We start from the raw sequence: 16,299 nt of genomic DNA, 5'->3' as shown, positions 1-16,299 counted from the left end.
TGCCCGCCGGAATCGGGGGCACGCGAACCGTACCCCCACGGGAGTCCGGCATGGTCGGTATCCCCCAGGCGGCCGCCTCCGTCCTCCTCTCCCGGACGGGCGGCCGCCTTTCGCATGGACAGGGGGAGGGGTTGTGGGCCGGGCCACACCGACCCGGACGTCCGGGATCCCGGATGCGCGATAGCCTGACCGCTGGATCGATCTCTTGATGCCAAGAGATCGATCAAACGTCCGGGGCAGGGACCCCGCCCCACCGCCAGCTGTCATACGGAGAACGCCATGACCCGCACTCCCGTGAACGTCACCGTCACCGGCGCGGCCGGCCAGATCGGTTACGCCCTGCTCTTCCGCATCGCCTCCGGTCAGCTGCTCGGCGCGGACGTGCCGGTGAAGCTGCGCCTGCTGGAGATCACGCCCGCCCTGAAGGCGGCCGAGGGCACGGCCATGGAGCTGGACGACTGCGCGTTCCCGCTCCTCCAGGGCATCGAGATCACCGACGACCCGAACGTCGCCTTCGACGGCGCCAACGTCGGCCTGCTCGTCGGCGCCCGCCCCCGCACCAAGGGCATGGAGCGCGGCGACCTGCTGGAGGCCAACGGCGGCATCTTCAAGCCGCAGGGCAAGGCCATCAACGACCACGCGGCGGACGACATCAAGGTCTTGGTCGTCGGCAACCCGGCCAACACCAACGCCCTGATCGCCCAGGCCGCGGCGCCGGACGTCCCCGCCGAGCGGTTCACGGCCATGACCCGCCTGGACCACAACCGCGCGCTGACCCAGCTCGCGAAGAAGACGGGTTCGACGGTCGCCGACATCAAGCGCCTGACCATCTGGGGCAACCACTCCGCCACCCAGTACCCCGACATCTTCCACGCCACGGTCGCCGGCAAGAACGCCGCCGAGGTCGTCAACGACGAGAAGTGGCTGGCCGAGGACTTCATCCCGACCGTCGCCAAGCGCGGCGCCGCCATCATCGAGGCCCGTGGTGCCTCGTCGGCCGCGTCCGCCGCCAACGCCGCGATCGACCACGTCTACAGCTGGGTCAACGGCACCGCCGACGGCGACTGGGTCTCCATGGGTATCCCGTCGGACGGCTCCTACGGCGTCCCGGAGGGCCTGATCTCCTCGTTCCCGGTCACCACCAAGGACGGCAAGTACGAGATCGTCCAGGGCCTGGAGATCAACGAGTTCTCCCGCGCCCGGATCGACGCCTCCGTCAAGGAGCTCGAGGAGGAGCGCGAGGCGGTCCGCGGCCTCGGCCTCATCTGACCGGAGTCTCTCCGCGTCGACGCGCAGGCCCCGCACCGGTTCCGGTGCGGGGCCTGCGGGCTTTCCCGAGGTCTGCCGGGACCCGCCGCATCCGGCGGGAACCGCCGCCGTGGGGGCCAGGGCCACCACGCCGACCGTGCGCAGGGCCGGTGCCATGCCCGTGTGGAGGTCACCGTGGGAAGCCAGGCCCGTGCCGGTGACCGCGACGCCGAGGGCCGCGCCGATCTCCTGGGCGGCAGGTGCCGAGGCCGGAGCACAGACCTGCCTGGTGGGCGGCAGGGATGTGACGACGCCCAGGGGTCGGGGCCGGCATGCACCCCCGGCACCGGCCGAGATGACCAGCGGCCAGCAGGCGTACAGCGGGTAGGGCGTGCCCGCCGTGACACCCCGAGCAGGCCGGGGCCTATGAGGGCCAGTCCGCCGCCTCCCCATGACCCGGGCCCTGGGGCCGTCACCTTCGAGGTCCCCCTTCCGCTCTCGCCGGTCGAGGCCGGGCCGGCATGGCACCCGCGTCACGGCGTGGAGCCGGCGCATGCCTGGTCGCGCGGGGCGTTACGGGAGGCCCTCCGCGCCCGGCCGCGGGCGTGGTGACCGCCAGTGCTCCCGCGCGGCTGGGGGACGGTGGCGGACCGCGCTCACCACTTGGGTGGCATGAGGGGATTTGTCCGCATCCCCCGTGACCCAGCGCACTTTCGGCCATCGGCGCGCATGCATCCGGGGGAGTCGGGCAGGCGAACCCGGTCTCTTAGTGACACGTGTGTGACACAGGGGCGCTGATCAGGAACGGAAGGCGAACAAGCGATCATGGCGGAAAGTACCGAACTTCAGGCACGCGAAACCATTCACGCGGGAGGAAAGTGGCGCGCGGCCGTCTCCGGCGCCACGCGCGAGATCCTCGACCCCGCGGACGCCCTGCCCTTCGCCGTGGTCGCGGAAGGCGACGAGAAGGACACCGACCTGGCGATCGCCGCCGCCCGGCGCGCCTTCGACGAGGGGCCGTGGCCGCACACACCGGCCACCGAGCGGGCCGCGCTGCTCAGGCGCGTCGCCGACCTGCTCGTGCGGGACCGCGAGGAGCTGGGCCGGCTGGAGGCCCGCGACGCGGGCAAGACCGTCGAGGAGGGGCGCGTCGACATCGACTGCGTCGCCGACGCCTTCCGCTACTTCGCCGACCTGGTCGCCGGTGAGGCCCCCGGCCGGGTCGTGGACGCGGGTTCGACCGACATCCACAGCGTCGTCGTGCACGAGCCCATCGGCGTCTGCGGGATGATCACGCCCTGGAACTACCCGCTGCTCCAGGCCAGCTGGAAGATCGCCCCCGCCCTCGCCGCCGGCAACACCTTCGTCGTCAAGCCGAGCGAGATCACGCCGATGACGACGATCGCGGTCATCGAACTGCTCGTCGAGGCCGGACTCCCCGACGGCGTCGCCAACATCGTCACCGGCCCGGGCCACACCGTCGGCGCACGCCTGTCCGAGCACCCCGATGTCGACCTGGTCTCCTTCACCGGCGGCCTGGTCAGCGGCATCAAGGTCGCCGAGGCCGCCGCCCCGACCGTCAAGAAGGTCGCCCTCGAACTCGGCGGCAAGAACCCCAACGTCGTCTTCGCCGACGCCTGCGCCACCGAGGAGGGCTTCGACACCGCCGTCGACCAAGCCCTCAACGCCGCCTTCATCCACAGCGGCCAGGTCTGCTCGGCCGGTGCCCGTCTCATCATCGAGGAGTCCGTCCGGGACCGCTTCGTCACCGAACTCGCCCGGCGGGCCGAGAAGATCCGCCTGGGCCGCGGCACCGAGGACGGTGTCGAGTGCGGGCCGCTCGTCTCGGAGCAGCAGCGCGCCAAGGTCGAGATGTACGTCGAGTCCGCCCTCAAGGAGGGCGCGGTGCTGCGCTCCGGCGGCAAGCGCCCCGAGCCGTCCCCGCAGCGCCCGGAGAACGGCTACTTCTACGAGCCGACCGTCCTCGACCACTGCCACCGCGAGATGCGCGTCGTACGGGAGGAGGTCTTCGGGCCGGTCGTCACCGTCGAGACCTTCCGGACCGAGGACGAGGCGGTCGCCCTCGCCAACGACACCGAGTACGGGCTGGCGGGCGGCGTCTGGACCTCCGACGCGGGCCGCGCCCGCCGCGTGGCCGGGCGGCTGCGCCACGGCACCGTCTGGATCAACGACTTCCACCCCTACCTGCCGCAGGCGGAGTGGGGCGGTTTCGGCAAGAGCGGAGTGGGCCGCGAACTCGGCCCGGCCGGACTCGCCGAATACCGGGAGACCAAGCACGTCTACCAGAACCTCGCTCCGAAGCCGGTGCGCTGGTTCGCGGGCTGACCCCCCGCACCCCCGCCGGGCCGCCGGGCCGCCGACTCCTCATCCCGGGTTCACCCCCACATCCCGGGCTGACGTCCCCTTCCCCCCGAGCCCGTTCACTTCATCCCCACTGGAGCAAGCACGCCATGTCCCACACCAGCCACGAGTACGACTATGTCGTGATAGGCGGCGGAACCGCAGGTTCCGTGATCGCCTCCCGCCTGAGCGAGAACCCGGACGTCACCGTCGCCGTCATCGAGGGCGGACCCAGTGACGTCGGCCGTGACGACGTACTGACCCTGCGCCGCTGGATGGGCCTGCTCGGCGGCGAGCTCGACTACGACTACCCCACCACCGAACAGCGACGCGGAAACTCGCATATCCGGCACAGCCGGGCCCGTGTCCTGGGCGGCTGCTCCTCGCACAACACCCTGATCGCCTTCAAGCCGCTGCCGGCCGACTGGGACGAGTGGGAGAGCGCCGGCGCCAAGGGCTGGGGCGCGGTGCAGATGGAGGCGTACTACGCCCGGCTCCTCAACAACATCGTCCCGGTCGACGAGAAGGACCGCAACGCCATCGCCCGCGACTTCGTCGACGCCGCCCAGGAGGCGCTGGGCGTGCCGCGCGTCGAAGGCTTCAACAAGCAGCCGTTCACCGAGGGCGTCGGCTTCTTCGACCTCGCCTACCACCCCGAGAACAACAAGCGCTCCTCGGCGTCGGTGGCCTACCTCCACCCGGTGATGGACGAACGGCCCAACCTGACGATCCTGCTGGAGACCTGGGCGTACAAGCTCCAGCTGGACGGCAACCGTGCCGAGGGCGTGCACGTGCGCACCAAGGACGGGGAGGAGATCCTCGTCAAGGCGCGGGCCGAGGTCCTGCTGTGCGCCGGCGCCGTCGACTCGCCCCGGCTGCTGATGCACTCCGGCATCGGCCCCAAGGCCGACCTGGAGAAGCTCGGCATCCCCGTCACGCACGACCTGCCCGGCGTCGGCGAGAACCTGCTCGACCACCCCGAGTCGGTCATCGTGTGGGAGACCAACGGCCCCATCCCGGAGAACTCCGCGATGGACTCCGACGCGGGCCTGTTCGTGCGCCGCGACCCCGAACTGGCGCACCCCGACCTGATGTTCCACTTCTACCAGATCCCGTTCACGGACAACCCGGAGCGACTGGGCTACGAACGCCCGGAGTTCGGCGTCTCCATGACACCGAACATCCCCAAGCCGAAGAGCCGCGGCCGCCTGTACCTGACCAGCGCCGACCCCGAGGTCAAGCCCGCGCTGGACTTCCGCTACTTCACCGACGAGGACGACTACGACGGCAAGACCCTCGTCGACGGCATCAGGATCGCCCGTGAGATAGCCAGGACCGAGCCGCTGGCCGGCTGGCTCAAGCGCGAGGTGGCCCCCGGCCCGGACGTCACCGGTGACGAGGAGCTCAGCGAGTACGCGCGCAAGGTCGCGCACACCGTCTACCACCCCGCCGGCACCTGCAAGATGGGCGACGTCGGCGACCCGAGCGCCGTCGTCGACCCCGAGCTGCGCGTCCGCGGCCTGGAGGGCATCCGCATCGCCGACGCCTCCGTGTTCCCCACCATGACCACCGTGAACCCGATGATCGGCGTGCTCATGGTCGGGGAGAAGGCCGCCGAGCTGATCGGTGGTGGTTCCCGATGACCGCGACCCTCGAACCCCCGACGGAGCAGACCATGGACACCGACACCACGCCCGTCTTCTCGGTGGAGGGTCTGTGGAAGGTGTTCGGCCCCAAGGCCGAGCGCATCCCCGCCGACCCCGAGCTCACCGCCCTCGACCCCGCCGAGCTGCGCGCCCGCACCGGCTGCACGGCCGCCGTCCGCGACGTCAGCTTCGACGTGCGCAAGGGCGAGGTCTTCGTCGTCATGGGCCTGTCCGGCTCCGGCAAGTCCACGCTCGTGCGCTGTCTGACCCGGCTGATCGAACCGACGGCCGGCACCATCGCCATCGACGGCGAGGACGTCCGCGCCATGGACCGCTCCCGGCTGCGCGAACTGCGCCGCCACCGCGCCGCCATGGTCTTCCAGCACTTCGGCCTGCTGCCGCACCGCACGGTCCTCGACAACGTCGCCTACGGCCTGGAGATCCAGGGCGTGGGCAAGGCCGAGCGGCGCGAGCGGGCCGCCGAGGTCGTCGCCAAGGTCGGTCTGGAAGGCATGGAGCACCGCCGGCCCGGCCAGCTCTCCGGCGGCCAGCGCCAGCGCGTCGGCCTCGCCCGCGCGCTCGCCGTCGACCCCGAGGTCCTGCTGTTCGACGAGCCGTTCAGCGCGCTCGACCCGATGATCCGGCGCGATATGCAGGATGAGGTCGTCCGGCTGCACCAGGAAGAGGGCCGCACGATGGTCTTCATCACCCACGACCTCAACGAGGCCCTCAAGCTGGGCGACCGCATCGCCCTGATGCGCGACGGCCGGGTCGTGCAGCTCGGCACGCCCGAGGAGATCGTGGGCTCGCCCGCCGACGACTACGTCCGCGAGTTCGTCCGGGACGTCCCGCGCGAGCAGGTCATGACCGTCCGCTCGGCCATGCGCCGGCCCTCGGCGGGCCAGGACGGCAGCGGACCGGCGGTGCGGCCCGACGCGACGGTGTCCGAGGCGATCGAGGCGGTCGCCCGCGCCGGCGCTCCGGCCCGGGTCGTCGACAAGGGCCGGTGCGTGGGCGTGGTCGACTCCGACACGCTCCTCGGCGTCGTCGCCGGGACGGAGCAGCCCGCTCCGCCCGGCAAGCGGCAGCCCAAGGAGGCGGTGTGATGGCGACCATCACCGCCTCCCCGACGCGTATCGGCCTGCCCGCCCTCCTCAAGCACCACGCCGTCCGCAAGCTGCTGCTGCTCGGACTCGCCGCCGCGATCCTCGTGCCGCTGGCCAACGCCCGCTGGGCGAGCGGCGCCTGGCCGGGCGCGCTGACCGTCGACTTCTCCGAGCCGCTCGCCAAGGCCAGCGACTGGATCATCGACAACCGCGACAGCCACCCGCTGTTCCTGTACTTCCTCGGCCACGTCAGCAATGTCGTCGTCATCGCCGTACGGGCCGTCTACCTCATCCTCCTGGCCGTCGGCTGGGCCGGCGTCACGGCCCTGGGCGCCCTCGTCGCATGGCGGGTGGCGGGGGTGAAGCTCGCCCTCGGCACGGCCGTCGCGTTCCTCGCCTGCGGGCTGCTCGGCATGTGGGTCCCGACCATGCAGACGCTCGCCCTCATGACCGTCGCGGTCCTCGCGTCGGTCGTGGTGGGCGCGCTGCTCGGGCTCGCCGCCGGACTGTCCGACCGGATGGACCGCGTGCTGCGCCCGGTCCTGGACACCATGCAGGTGCTGCCCGCCTTCGCCTACCTGCTGCCGGTCGTGCTGATCTTCGGCATCGGCGTCCCGGCGGCCGTCCTGGCCACCGTCGTCTACGCCGCGCCCCCCATGGCCCGCCTCACCTCGCTCGGTCTGCGCGGTGCCGACAAGGAGGTGCTGGAGGCAGTCGAATCGCTCGGCTCCACCGCACGCCAGCGCCTGCTGACGGCCCGCATCCCGCTGGCCCGCAAGGAACTCCTCCTCGGCCTCAACCAGACGATCATGATGGCGCTGTCCATGGCCGTCATCGCGGCCGTCATCGGCGCGGGCGGTCTCGGTGACCGCGTCTACCAGGCCCTGGCCTCGGTCGACGTCGGTGCCGCGCTCGCCGCCGGTATCCCGATCGTGCTGCTGGCCGTCGTCCTCGACCGCGTCACCGGCGCGGCGGGGGAGAAGCTCGGCGCCGAACCCGAGCCCCACAGCGGCCGTGGCTGGCTCATCGCGCTCGCCGGTGTCGTCGCCGTGGCGGTCGCCGGGCGGCTCGCCGGCCGCCTCGACTGGCCCGACACCTGGGTCTTCGGCATCGCCGAGCCCGTCAACCGCGCCGTCGACTGGATGACCGCGCACCTGTACTCGGGCGTCCCCGTCATCGGCGGCACCGCCGACTGGGCCGGCCACTTCACCACCTGGGTCCTCGACCCGACGCGGGACAGCCTGCAGGCGCTGCCCTGGTGGGGGGTCCTGCTGATCGTCGCAGCGCTGGCCTGGGTGATAGGCACCTGGCGCACCGCGCTCACCGCCGTCCTCGCCATGGCCGCGATCGGCGTCCTCGGCGTCTGGAAGCCCTCCCTCGACACCCTCTCCCAGGTCCTCGCGGCCGTCGCCGTCACCCTCGCCGTCGGCTTCGCCGTCGGTATCGCCGCGGCCCGCAGCGACCGTCTGGAGCGGGCCCTGCGCCCGGTCCTGGACGTGTTCCAGACGATGCCGCAGTTCGTGTACCTGATCCCGGTCGTCGCCCTGTTCGGCGTCGGCCGCGCCCCCGCCGTCGCGGCCGCGATCGTCTACGCGCTGCCGGCCGTCGTCCGCATCACCACCCAGGGCCTGCGCCAGGTCGACCCGGCCGCGCTGGAGGCGTCCGGCTCGCTCGGCGCGACCAGCTGGCAGCAGCTGAGGCAGGTGCAGCTCCCGCTGGCCCGCCCGGCGCTGCTGCTCGCCGTCAACCAGGGCCTCGTCCTGGTCCTCGCCGTCGTCGTCATCGGCGGTCTGGTCGGCGGTGGCGCCCTCGGCTACGACGTCGTCTTCGGTCTCGCCCAGGGCGACCTGGCGACCGGTCTGGTGGCCGGCGCGGCGATCGTCTGCCTCGGCCTCATGCTCGACCGGGTGACCCAGCCCACCGAACGCCGCGCGAAGAAGGGAGCCTGACATGCGCGTCCGTACCACTGCCGCGGTCGCCGCGCTGAGCTCCCTGGCGTTGCTCACCGGCTGCGGTGCCGCCGACATGACCAAGCAGGCCTCGCCCTTCGCCAACGCGCAGGGCGCGAAGACCGTCACCCTGTCCGTGCAGTCCTGGGTGGGCGCCCAGTCCAACGTGGCCGTCGCCCAGTACATCCTGGAGCACGAGCTGGGCTACCGCGTCGACACGGTCCAGGTCGACGAGGTGCCCGCCTGGGACGCCCTCAGCCAGGGCCGCGTCGACGCGCTCCTGGAGGACTGGGGCCACCCCGAGCAGGAGCAGCGCTACGTCAAGGACAAGAAGACGATCGCGCGCGGCGGCGGACTCGGCGTCACCGGCCACATCGGCTGGTTCGTCCCGACGTACCTCGCCAAGCAGCACCCCGACATCACGAACTGGAAGAACCTCGACAAGTACGCCGACCTCTTCCGCACCCCGGAGAGCGGCAGCAAGGGCCAGCTGATGGACGGTTCGCCGTCCTACGTCACCAACGACAAGGCGCTGGTGAAGAACCTGAAGCTGGACTACCAGGTGGTGTTCGCCGGGTCCGAGGCGGCGCAGATCACGCAGATACGGCAGTTCGCCAAGGAGAAGAAGCCGTTCCTCACCTACTGGTACTCGCCGCAGTGGCTCTTCAAGAAGGTCCCGATGACCGAGGTGAAGCTGCCGCCGTACAAGGAGGGCTGCGACGCCGACCCGGACAAGGTCGCCTGCGCCTATCCGCACACCCCGTTGCAGAAGTACCTCAACGCGGACTTCGCGAAGAAGGGCGGCAAGGCGGCGGCCTTCCTGAAGAAGTTCCGGTGGACGACGGAGGACCAGAACGAGGTCTCCCTGATGATCGCCGACCAGAAGATGACACCGGAGGACGCGGCGAAGAAGTGGGTGGACAGCCACAGGTCCACGTGGAAGAAGTGGCTGTCCTGACGCTCACCGGCTCAGTCGGTCGGCGATCTCCCGCAGGGCCCGCGTGGCCCGGCGCTGGAGTCCCGGCCCGAAGGTGATCCGGGTGGCCCCTTTCGCGCCGAGTTCGGCGGGCGAGGGGCCACCCTCCGTCGGAGCCCCCACGTTGATCGGCCCCTGGATCCCGGCCCGCAGCAGCGGCAGCACCTCCGGCGGGGCGCCGATCGGGTACACGCAGTCGGCGCCCGCGGCCACGTACAACGCGGCCCGCTCGATGGCCCGTCCGGGATCGTCGACCCCGCGGACGAAGGTGTCGATGCGCGCGTTGACGAACAGCCGGTCACCTGCCGCCTCCCGCACCTCGGCCAGCCAGCCGGCGTGCACGCGGGGGTCCTTGAGCACTCCGTCCGCGGAATCCTCCAGGTTGCAGCCGACCGCCCCCACCTCCAGCAGCCGCTCCACGAGCTCCTTCGGCGCGAGCCCGTATCCGCCCTCCACGTCCGCGGACACCGGCACGTCGACGGCCCGGATGATCCGGGCGACCGCCGCGAACATCTCGTCGGCCGGAACCTGCCCGTCCTCGTAGCCGAGACAGGCGGCGACCCCGGCGCTGGGTGTGGCGAGCGCCGGGAACCCGGCCTCGGCGAACACCCGCGCACTGGCCGCGTCCCAGGGCCCGGGCAGCACCAGCGGATCACCCGGCGCCCGGTGGTGGTGCAGGGCGCGGAACGTCTCGATCCTGCTCACGGCGTGTATCCCCCTGGCGGAATCCGGCGAGTGACCATCACCCGGTTCCGGTTGTCGCGGGTCGTCACTTGTACTGGCCCGGCTGGTAGTGCCCGGGCGTCATACGGCAGGTCACCCCGAACCGGTTCCAGGCGTTGATGACCGTGATCGCCGCGATGAGTTGCGCCAGCTCCGCCTCCTCGAAGTGCCTGGCCGCCCGCTCGTAGACCTCGTCCGGCACGAACCCGTCCGTCAGGACCGTCACCGCCTCCGTCAGCTCCAGTGCCGCGATCTCCTTCGCGGTGTAGAAGTGCCGCGACTCCTCCCAGGCGCTGAGCTGCACGATCCGCTCGACGGTCTCGCCCGAGGCGAGGGCGTCCTTGGTGTGCATGTCGATGCAGAACGCGCAGTGGTTGATCTGGGAGGCGCGGATCTTCACCAGCTCGTACAGCTTGTGGTCGAGGCCCTTGCGGGCCGCGGTGTCCAGCCGGACCATCGCCTTGTAGACCTCGGGCGCGTGCTTGGTCCACTCCAGCCGGGCGGGCTGCTCGGGGGCGTACGCCACGGCCTCGGTTTCGTCGGTGTGCGTCGTCATGCCCTCGACCCTAAGAAGGAAGTCGCCCAGGAGTATGGTCCATTTCCATGGCGCAACCTTGGGCCACTCTGGGCCTCGACCTGCACGTGGAACCGGCCGGGCCGGGCCTGCGCCGAGGGCTGACGGATGCCCTGCGCGAGGCGGTGCGCTCCGGCCGGCTGGCCCCCGGCACCCGGCTGCCCTCCTCCCGCGCGCTCGCCGCCGACCTGGGCATCGCCCGCAACACGGTCGCCGACGCCTATGCCGACCTGGCCGCCGAGGGGTGGCTCACCGCCCGGCAGGGCTCGGGCACCCGGGTCGCCGCGCGCGAGGTCGTCCCGCCGTCCGGCACGGCACCCCACCCCCGCACCCGCGCCCGCCCGGCCTACGACCTGCGACCCGGCAGCCCCGATCTCGCGTCCTTCCCGCGCGCGGAGTGGCTCAAGGCCGCCCGCCGCGCCCTCGCCGCCGCCCCGTACCACGCCCTCGGCTACGGCGACCCCCGTGGCCGCCCCGAGCTGCGGGCCGCGCTCGCCGGGTACCTCTCGCGGGCCCGGGGCGTGCGGGCCGAACCCGAACGGATCGTGGTGTGCGCCGGGTTCGCACACGGCCTGAAACTGCTCGGCACGGTGCTGCGGGCGCGCGGAGCGGCGATGGTCGCGGTCGAGGCGTACGGGCTCGACGCGCACTGGAACATCCTGGCCGGCTGCGGTCTGGGCACCGCCCCGCTGCCTTTCGACCGGCGGGGGACCGACCCGGGCGCCCTGCCCGGGGCCGACGCGCTGCTGCTCACCCCCGCCCACCAGTTCCCCATGGGCGTACCCCTGCACCGCGACCGCCGTGCGGCCGTCGTTGACTGGGCCCGGAGCACCGGGGGGCTGGTGCTGGAGGACGACTACGACGGTGAGTTCCGCTACGACCGGCAGCCCGTCGGCGCGCTGCAGGGCCTGGACCCCGACCGGGTGGTCTACCTGGGCACCGCGAGCAAATCCCTCGCGCCCGGGCTGCGGCTGGCCTGGATGGTGCTGCCGCCGGGCCTCGCCGAAGAGGTCGCGGCCGCGAAGGGCGGCGTCGACTCCTGCGGGGCCCTGGACCAGCTGACCCTGGCCGAGTTCCTCACCTCCGGTGCCTACGACCGGCACGTGCGCGCGAACCGCCTGCGCTACCGGCGCCGCCGGGACGCCCTGGTCGCCGCCGTGACGGCCAGGGCCTCGAAGTCCCACGTCACCGGTATCGCGGCGGGTCTGCACGTCCTGCTGCGGCTGCCGCCCGGCACCGAGCAGTCGGTGATCCAGGCGGCCCACTGGCGGGGCCTCGCGCTCCACGGCCTCGCCCGCTACGGCAACCCCGCCGCGCGGGCCGAGCCGCTCGACGCCCTGGTCGTCGGATACGGGACACCCCCGGACCACGCGTGGTCCGGCGCGCTGGACGCGCTGTGCGCCGTACTGCCCGGGTGAACACGCGCTTTCCACCGCCCGGGCAAGGTCCCGGTGGCCCGCGAGGCAGCCGGGAGGATGTCCGGCGGTGGGGCTCCTCGCCGAGGGCACGGCCCTTCCGGGCACCGCGTCACCGCGGTGCGACGACGCTCTCCTCCGCCACCACCGGTGCCTCCCCGAACCGCGACAACGCCAGCGCCCCCACCACCGCCACCGCGAAACCGAGAAGCGCCAGCCACCCCAGCCCCGGCCGCGTACGGTCCCCGAGCCACACCACACCGATCAGCGCGGGGGCGACGGTCTCCCCGAGCACCAGCCCGGCCGTCGCCGTGGTCACCGACCCGCGCTGCAAGGCCGAGGTCAGCAGCAGGAACGCCGCCCCGCCGCCGAGCAGCAGCGCGTACGTCGCCGGATTCGGGAACAGCTCACCGGGGGACAGACCGTCGATGAGCCGCACCGACACCTCCACCACCCCGAACCCGAGCCCCGCTCCCAGACCGAGCGCCAGGGCCCGCCCCCGTTCGGGCAACCGCCCGCCGGCCGCACCCAGCAGCAGCACCCCCGCCGCCGCCCCGAGCATCGCCCACTTCAGCCACGCCGGACCCGGCTCGTCGCCCTCCGCGCCGGACGCCAGCCCCAGCAGTGCGAGCCCGGCGCACACCACCGCCACCGCCGCCCATTCGACACGGCTCAGCCGCACCCTGAGCAGCCGTGCCGCGACCACGGCCGTCACCGCGAGGCTCGCGGCCAGGGCCGCCCCGACGGCGTAGATCGGCACCGATCGCAGCGCGAGGATCTGGAGCACGAAACCGATCCCGTCGAGCGCGAGTCCGGCCAGGTACCGCCACTGCCGCAGCGCCCGCCACAGCAGTGCCACGTCCCCGCCCGGGCCGGTCGCCGCCGCCGCCCGCGCGGCGATCGCCTGCAACACCGTCGCCGTACCGAAACAGACCGCCGCACCAAGGGCGCACAGCATTCCAAAAATCACAAATCGACAGTAGGGGAACGGTCGTGGACGGGGGGTCATGCACGCCCGGTCACACCGATCTCTAGGCTGACCGTCTGTCGGTGCACAGCGGGGAGACCGGGGGAGACACACATATGGCTGAAACACGGCGAAGGCTGCGTTCGAGCACGGTGGTGCTGGGAGGCATGGGCGTCCTCGCGGCGGCCCTGTCCGCGTGCGGCTCCGATCCCGACCGCCGCTGTGTGGACCGGGACAGCTACGACTACATCAACGGCTACAAGATCGTCGCCGACAAGAACTGCTCGTCCGGCGCCTCCTCCTCCGGCAAGGGCCGCAAGAAGAGCGGCAAGACCAGGGCCGCCGACGCCGACTGGTACTACGACGCCGACGTCAGCGGCGGCTACGCCGACCACGGCACCTTCAGCCGCAGCGAGGCCGTCGACCGGGGCGGCTTCGGCTGCTCCGGCTCCGGCAGCGGCGGCGGCTGACCGGGCGGACGCAGCAGATGGAACGCCGGATCACCGAGCCCCGCCCCGGCTGGCAGCAGACCGTCGAGGAACAGGGCCTGATCTACCCCCTGACCCGCTACCCCGACGACTCCCTGCGCCCCTACTGGGACGAGAGCGCGTACTACGTCTTCTCCCTGGAGGAGATCGAAGCCCTCGAAGAGGTGGTCGAGGACCTCCACCGCATGTGCCTGGCGGCGGCCGACCACATCGTCACCGCGGACCGTTTCGCCGACCTGGGCATCACCGACCCCCGCGTGGCCGGCGCGGTCGCCGAGGCCTGGCACCGCCGCGCCGAACTCCCCTCCCTCTACGGCCGTTTCGACCTCCGCTACGACGGCACCGGCCCGGCCAAGCTCCTGGAGTACAACGCCGACACCCCCACCTCACTGGTGGAGGCCGCGTCGCCCCAGTGGTTCTGGATGGAGGACCGCTTCCCCGGCGCCGATCAGTGGAACTCCCTCCACGAACGCCTCGTCGACGCGTGGAAGAACCAGGCCGCCCTGCTCCCGCCCGGCGGCCCCCTCCACTTCGCCTACTCCTCCGCCGACGAACTCGGCGAGGACATGATGACGGTGGCCTACCTGAAGGAGACCGCCGAGCAGGCGGGCCTCGCCACCGACTGGATCTCCATGGAGGAGATCGGCTGGGACCGACTCTCCGGCCGCTTCGTCGACCAGCGCCTGCGCTTCATCCGCAGCGTCTTCAAGCTCTACCCCTGGGAATGGCTCACCACCGACCGCTTCGCCGGCCACGTCCTGGACACCCTCGACAACGGCGGCGGCACGGGCTCCACGCTGTGGATCGAACCGGCCTGGAAGATGCTCCTCAGCAACAAGGCCCTGCTGGCCGTCCTCTGGGAGCTCTACCCCGGCCACCCCAACCTCCTCCCGGCCTACCTGGACGGCCCCCGGGACCTCACCACCACGGGCTGGGCGGCCAAGCCCCTCCTCGGCCGGGAGGGCGCGGGTGTCACGATCCACGAGCCCGGATCCGCCCCCGCGCTCCGCGACGAACCGTGCTGCTACCAGCGATTGGCCCCCCTGCCCGACTTCGACGGCAACCGGGTGGTCCTGGGCGCGTGGGTGGTGGAGAACGAGTCGGCCGGCCTGGGCATCCGCGAGTCGTCGGGCCTGATCACGGACGAATACGCACGGTTCCTGCCCCACGTCATCCTTTAGATCGGGGACGGGCGCGGTTCCCCCGGGGGCGCGGGGAACTCGCGACCAGCAACACGAATCCCGCAGACGAGGTCCGGTAGGCTGCCCGTGGGCCGTGACTGGCGCGCTGGGATGGGTCCAACCATCGGGGAGCGGCCCGAGCAGTCAGAGCCGTGCGCCTGGGCCGTACCGTGAACGCTGAACGCAACGTCCGGAGGTCCACACATGTCAGCCGCGCCCCTCTCCCCCGCTTCCACCGCCTACCGCGCCGCCCTCGACGTGATCCGCGCCGTCGAGCCCCGCGTGGCGGACGCCATCGGCCAGGAGGTCGCCGACCAGCGCGAGATGCTCAAGCTGATCGCCTCCGAGAACTACGCCTCCCCGGCCACCCTGCTGGCGATGGGCAACTGGTTCAGCGACAAGTACGCAGAGGGCACCATCGGCCGCCGCTTCTACGCCGGCTGCCGCAACGTCGACACCGTCGAGGGCCTCGCCGCCGAGCACGCCCGCGAACTCTTCGGCGCCCGCCACGCCTACGTCCAGCCGCACTCCGGCATCGACGCCAACCTGGTCGCCTTCTGGGCCGTCCTCGGCGCCCGCGTCGAGGTGCCCTTCCTGGAGAAGACCGGCGTGCGCCAGGTCAACGACCTGACCGACGCCGACTGGGCCGAGCTGCGCCAGGCCTTCGGCAACCAGCGCATGCTCGGCATGTCCCTGGACGCCGGCGGCCACCTCACCCACGGCTTCCGCCCGAACATCTCCGGCAAGATGTTCGACCAGCGCTCCTATGGCACGGACCCCGCCACGGGCCTCATCGACTACGAGGCCCTGCGCACCTCCGCCCGCGAGTTCAAGCCGCTGATCATCGTCGCCGGCTACTCCGCCTACCCCCGCCTGGTGAACTTCCGGATCATGCGCGAGATCGCCGACGAGGTCGGCGCGACGCTCATGGTCGACATGGCGCACTTCGCCGGCCTGGTCGCGGGCAAGGTCCTGACCGGCGACTTCGACCCGGTGCCGCACGCCCAGATCGTGACGACGACCACCCACAAGTCGCTGCGCGGCCCCCGTGGCGGCATGGTCCTGTGCGACGACTCCCTCAAGGACCAGGTCGACCGCGGCTGCCCGATGGTCCTCGGCGGCCCGCTGCCGCACGTCATGGCCGCCAAGGCCGTGGCCCTCGCGGAGGCACGCCAGGAGTCCTTCCGGGACTACGCGCAGCGCATCGTCGACAACTCCCGGGCCCTCGCCGAAGGCCTCATGCGCCGCGGCGCCACCCTCGTGACCGGCGGCACGGACAACCACCTGAACCTCATCGACGTCGCCTCCTCCTACGGCCTCACCGGCCGCCAGGCCGAGGCCGCCCTGCTCGAGTCGGGCATCGTCACCAACCGCAACGCCATCCCCGCCGACCCGAACGGCGCCTGGTACACCTCCGGCATCCGCATCGGCACCCCCGCCCTGACCACGCGCGGCCTGGGCACCGCCGAGATGGACGAGGTCGCCGGTCTCATCGACCGCGTCCTTGCCGCCACGGAGCCGGGCACGACCAAGTCGGGCGCCCCCTCCAAGGCGGCCCACGTGCTCGACGCCAAGATCGCCGACGAGATCTCCCACCGCGCCACCGACCTCGTGGCCGGTTTCCCGCTGTACCCGGAGATCGACCTGGGCTGACGCCCCGCCCCG

13 protein-coding genes and 1 riboswitch are annotated in these 16,299 nt (G+C 72.0%); of the genes, 10 read left to right on the top strand and 3 right to left on the bottom strand.

Annotation, left to right across the window (positions count from 1 at the left end):
* Positions 1-279 precede the first annotated feature (279 nt).
* From ACIQHQ_RS16775 to ACIQHQ_RS16750, 6 genes are all read left to right on the top strand, one after another.
* Entirely contained in the window at positions 280-1,269 is a 990-nt protein-coding gene (locus tag ACIQHQ_RS16775) for a malate dehydrogenase (protein ID WP_390987870.1), read from the top strand.
* An 804-nt stretch (positions 1,270-2,073) separates the two neighbouring features.
* Positions 2,074-3,594 carry an aldehyde dehydrogenase family protein gene (locus tag ACIQHQ_RS16770; protein ID WP_402612659.1) on the top strand — a complete coding sequence of 507 codons (1,521 nt, stop codon included), beginning with the start codon at positions 2,074-2,076 and terminating at the stop codon, positions 3,592-3,594.
* 125 nt (positions 3,595-3,719) lie between these two features.
* The gene (locus tag ACIQHQ_RS16765) at positions 3,720-5,252 is read left to right on the top strand and encodes a GMC family oxidoreductase (protein ID WP_402612658.1); all 1,533 of its coding nucleotides are present in this window, start codon (positions 3,720-3,722) and stop codon (positions 5,250-5,252) included.
* On the top strand, positions 5,249-6,361 hold the full coding sequence (locus ACIQHQ_RS16760; RefSeq protein WP_402612657.1) for a glycine betaine/L-proline ABC transporter ATP-binding protein: 1,113 nt from the start codon (positions 5,249-5,251) through the stop codon (positions 6,359-6,361). Before ACIQHQ_RS16765 ends, ACIQHQ_RS16760 begins: the two co-directional genes overlap by 4 nt.
* Positions 6,361-8,310, top strand: a complete 1,950-nt coding sequence (locus ACIQHQ_RS16755; protein ID WP_402612656.1) for an ABC transporter permease — start codon at positions 6,361-6,363, stop codon at positions 8,308-8,310. The genes ACIQHQ_RS16760 and ACIQHQ_RS16755 overlap by 1 nt, the downstream gene beginning before the upstream one ends.
* 1 nt (position 8,311) lies before the next feature.
* Positions 8,312-9,268: an ABC transporter substrate-binding protein gene (locus ACIQHQ_RS16750; RefSeq protein ID WP_402612655.1), complete on the top strand. Its 957-nt coding sequence runs from the start codon at positions 8,312-8,314 to the stop codon at positions 9,266-9,268.
* Between the two features lie 3 nt (positions 9,269-9,271).
* Here the strand turns inward: ACIQHQ_RS16750 and ACIQHQ_RS16745 are convergent, their stop codons facing one another.
* Both ACIQHQ_RS16745 and ACIQHQ_RS16740 read right to left on the bottom strand, forming a co-directional pair.
* The gene (locus ACIQHQ_RS16745; protein WP_402612654.1) at positions 9,272-9,991 is read right to left on the bottom strand and encodes an isocitrate lyase/phosphoenolpyruvate mutase family protein; all 720 of its coding nucleotides are present in this window, start codon (positions 9,989-9,991) and stop codon (positions 9,272-9,274) included.
* A 64-nt stretch (positions 9,992-10,055) separates the two neighbouring features.
* Positions 10,056-10,565, bottom strand: a complete 510-nt coding sequence (locus ACIQHQ_RS16740) for a carboxymuconolactone decarboxylase family protein (protein WP_402612653.1) — start codon at positions 10,563-10,565, stop codon at positions 10,056-10,058.
* 47 nt (positions 10,566-10,612) lie between these two features.
* On the opposite strand from ACIQHQ_RS16740, the gene ACIQHQ_RS16735 reads away from it, so the two are divergent.
* The gene (locus ACIQHQ_RS16735; protein ID WP_402612652.1) at positions 10,613-12,001 is read left to right on the top strand and encodes a PLP-dependent aminotransferase family protein; all 1,389 of its coding nucleotides are present in this window, start codon (positions 10,613-10,615) and stop codon (positions 11,999-12,001) included.
* Between the two features lie 109 nt (positions 12,002-12,110).
* On the opposite strand, the gene ACIQHQ_RS16730 is transcribed toward ACIQHQ_RS16735, so the two are convergent.
* Positions 12,111-12,956, bottom strand: coding sequence for a hypothetical protein (locus ACIQHQ_RS16730; RefSeq protein WP_402612651.1), 846 nt, complete (start codon positions 12,954-12,956; stop codon positions 12,111-12,113).
* 125 nt (positions 12,957-13,081) lie between these two features.
* On the opposite strand from ACIQHQ_RS16730, the gene ACIQHQ_RS16725 reads away from it, so the two are divergent.
* The 3 genes from ACIQHQ_RS16725 to ACIQHQ_RS16715 all read left to right on the top strand — a co-directional run bounded on the left by ACIQHQ_RS16725 (position 13,082) and on the right by ACIQHQ_RS16715 (position 16,287).
* Positions 13,082-13,435, top strand: a complete 354-nt coding sequence (locus ACIQHQ_RS16725; protein WP_402612650.1) for a hypothetical protein — start codon at positions 13,082-13,084, stop codon at positions 13,433-13,435.
* A gap of 17 nt (positions 13,436-13,452) precedes the next feature.
* Complete coding sequence (locus tag ACIQHQ_RS16720) at positions 13,453-14,634, top strand: glutathionylspermidine synthase family protein (RefSeq protein WP_402612649.1); 1,182 nt, start codon at positions 13,453-13,455, stop codon at positions 14,632-14,634.
* An 84-nt stretch (positions 14,635-14,718) separates the two neighbouring features.
* Positions 14,719-14,805, top strand: a riboswitch (ZMP/ZTP riboswitch).
* 33 nt (positions 14,806-14,838) lie between these two features.
* Positions 14,839-16,287 (top strand): glycine hydroxymethyltransferase, encoded by a 1,449-nt coding sequence (locus tag ACIQHQ_RS16715; RefSeq protein ID WP_402612647.1) that lies wholly within the window; start codon positions 14,839-14,841, stop codon positions 16,285-16,287.
* Positions 16,288-16,299 lie beyond the last annotated feature (12 nt).

The organism is Streptomyces sp. NPDC092370 (assembly GCF_044755265.1).
GTDB lineage: Bacteria > Actinomycetota > Actinomycetes > Streptomycetales > Streptomycetaceae > Streptomyces.
Note: the sequence above shows the minus strand (reverse complement) of the source record. Positions and strands in the feature narration are given on the sequence as shown.

Coding starts and splice junctions, on each gene's coding strand:
- ACIQHQ_RS16760 (WP_402612657.1), top strand. CDS start 5,249: ATGACCGCGACCCTCGAACCCCCGACGGAGCAGACCATGGACACCGAC.
- ACIQHQ_RS16740 (WP_402612653.1), bottom strand. CDS start 10,565: ATGACGACGCACACCGACGAAACCGAGGCCGTGGCGTACGCCCCCGAG.
- ACIQHQ_RS16730 (WP_402612651.1), bottom strand. CDS start 12,956: ATGCTGTGCGCCCTTGGTGCGGCGGTCTGTTTCGGTACGGCGACGGTG.
- ACIQHQ_RS16750 (WP_402612655.1), top strand. CDS start 8,312: ATGCGCGTCCGTACCACTGCCGCGGTCGCCGCGCTGAGCTCCCTGGCG.
- ACIQHQ_RS16755 (WP_402612656.1), top strand. CDS start 6,361: ATGGCGACCATCACCGCCTCCCCGACGCGTATCGGCCTGCCCGCCCTC.
- ACIQHQ_RS16775 (WP_390987870.1), top strand. CDS start 280: ATGACCCGCACTCCCGTGAACGTCACCGTCACCGGCGCGGCCGGCCAG.
- ACIQHQ_RS16765 (WP_402612658.1), top strand. CDS start 3,720: ATGTCCCACACCAGCCACGAGTACGACTATGTCGTGATAGGCGGCGGA.
- ACIQHQ_RS16725 (WP_402612650.1), top strand. CDS start 13,082: ATGGCTGAAACACGGCGAAGGCTGCGTTCGAGCACGGTGGTGCTGGGA.
- ACIQHQ_RS16770 (WP_402612659.1), top strand. CDS start 2,074: ATGGCGGAAAGTACCGAACTTCAGGCACGCGAAACCATTCACGCGGGA.
- ACIQHQ_RS16735 (WP_402612652.1), top strand. CDS start 10,613: ATGGCGCAACCTTGGGCCACTCTGGGCCTCGACCTGCACGTGGAACCG.
- ACIQHQ_RS16720 (WP_402612649.1), top strand. CDS start 13,453: ATGGAACGCCGGATCACCGAGCCCCGCCCCGGCTGGCAGCAGACCGTC.
- ACIQHQ_RS16715 (WP_402612647.1), top strand. CDS start 14,839: ATGTCAGCCGCGCCCCTCTCCCCCGCTTCCACCGCCTACCGCGCCGCC.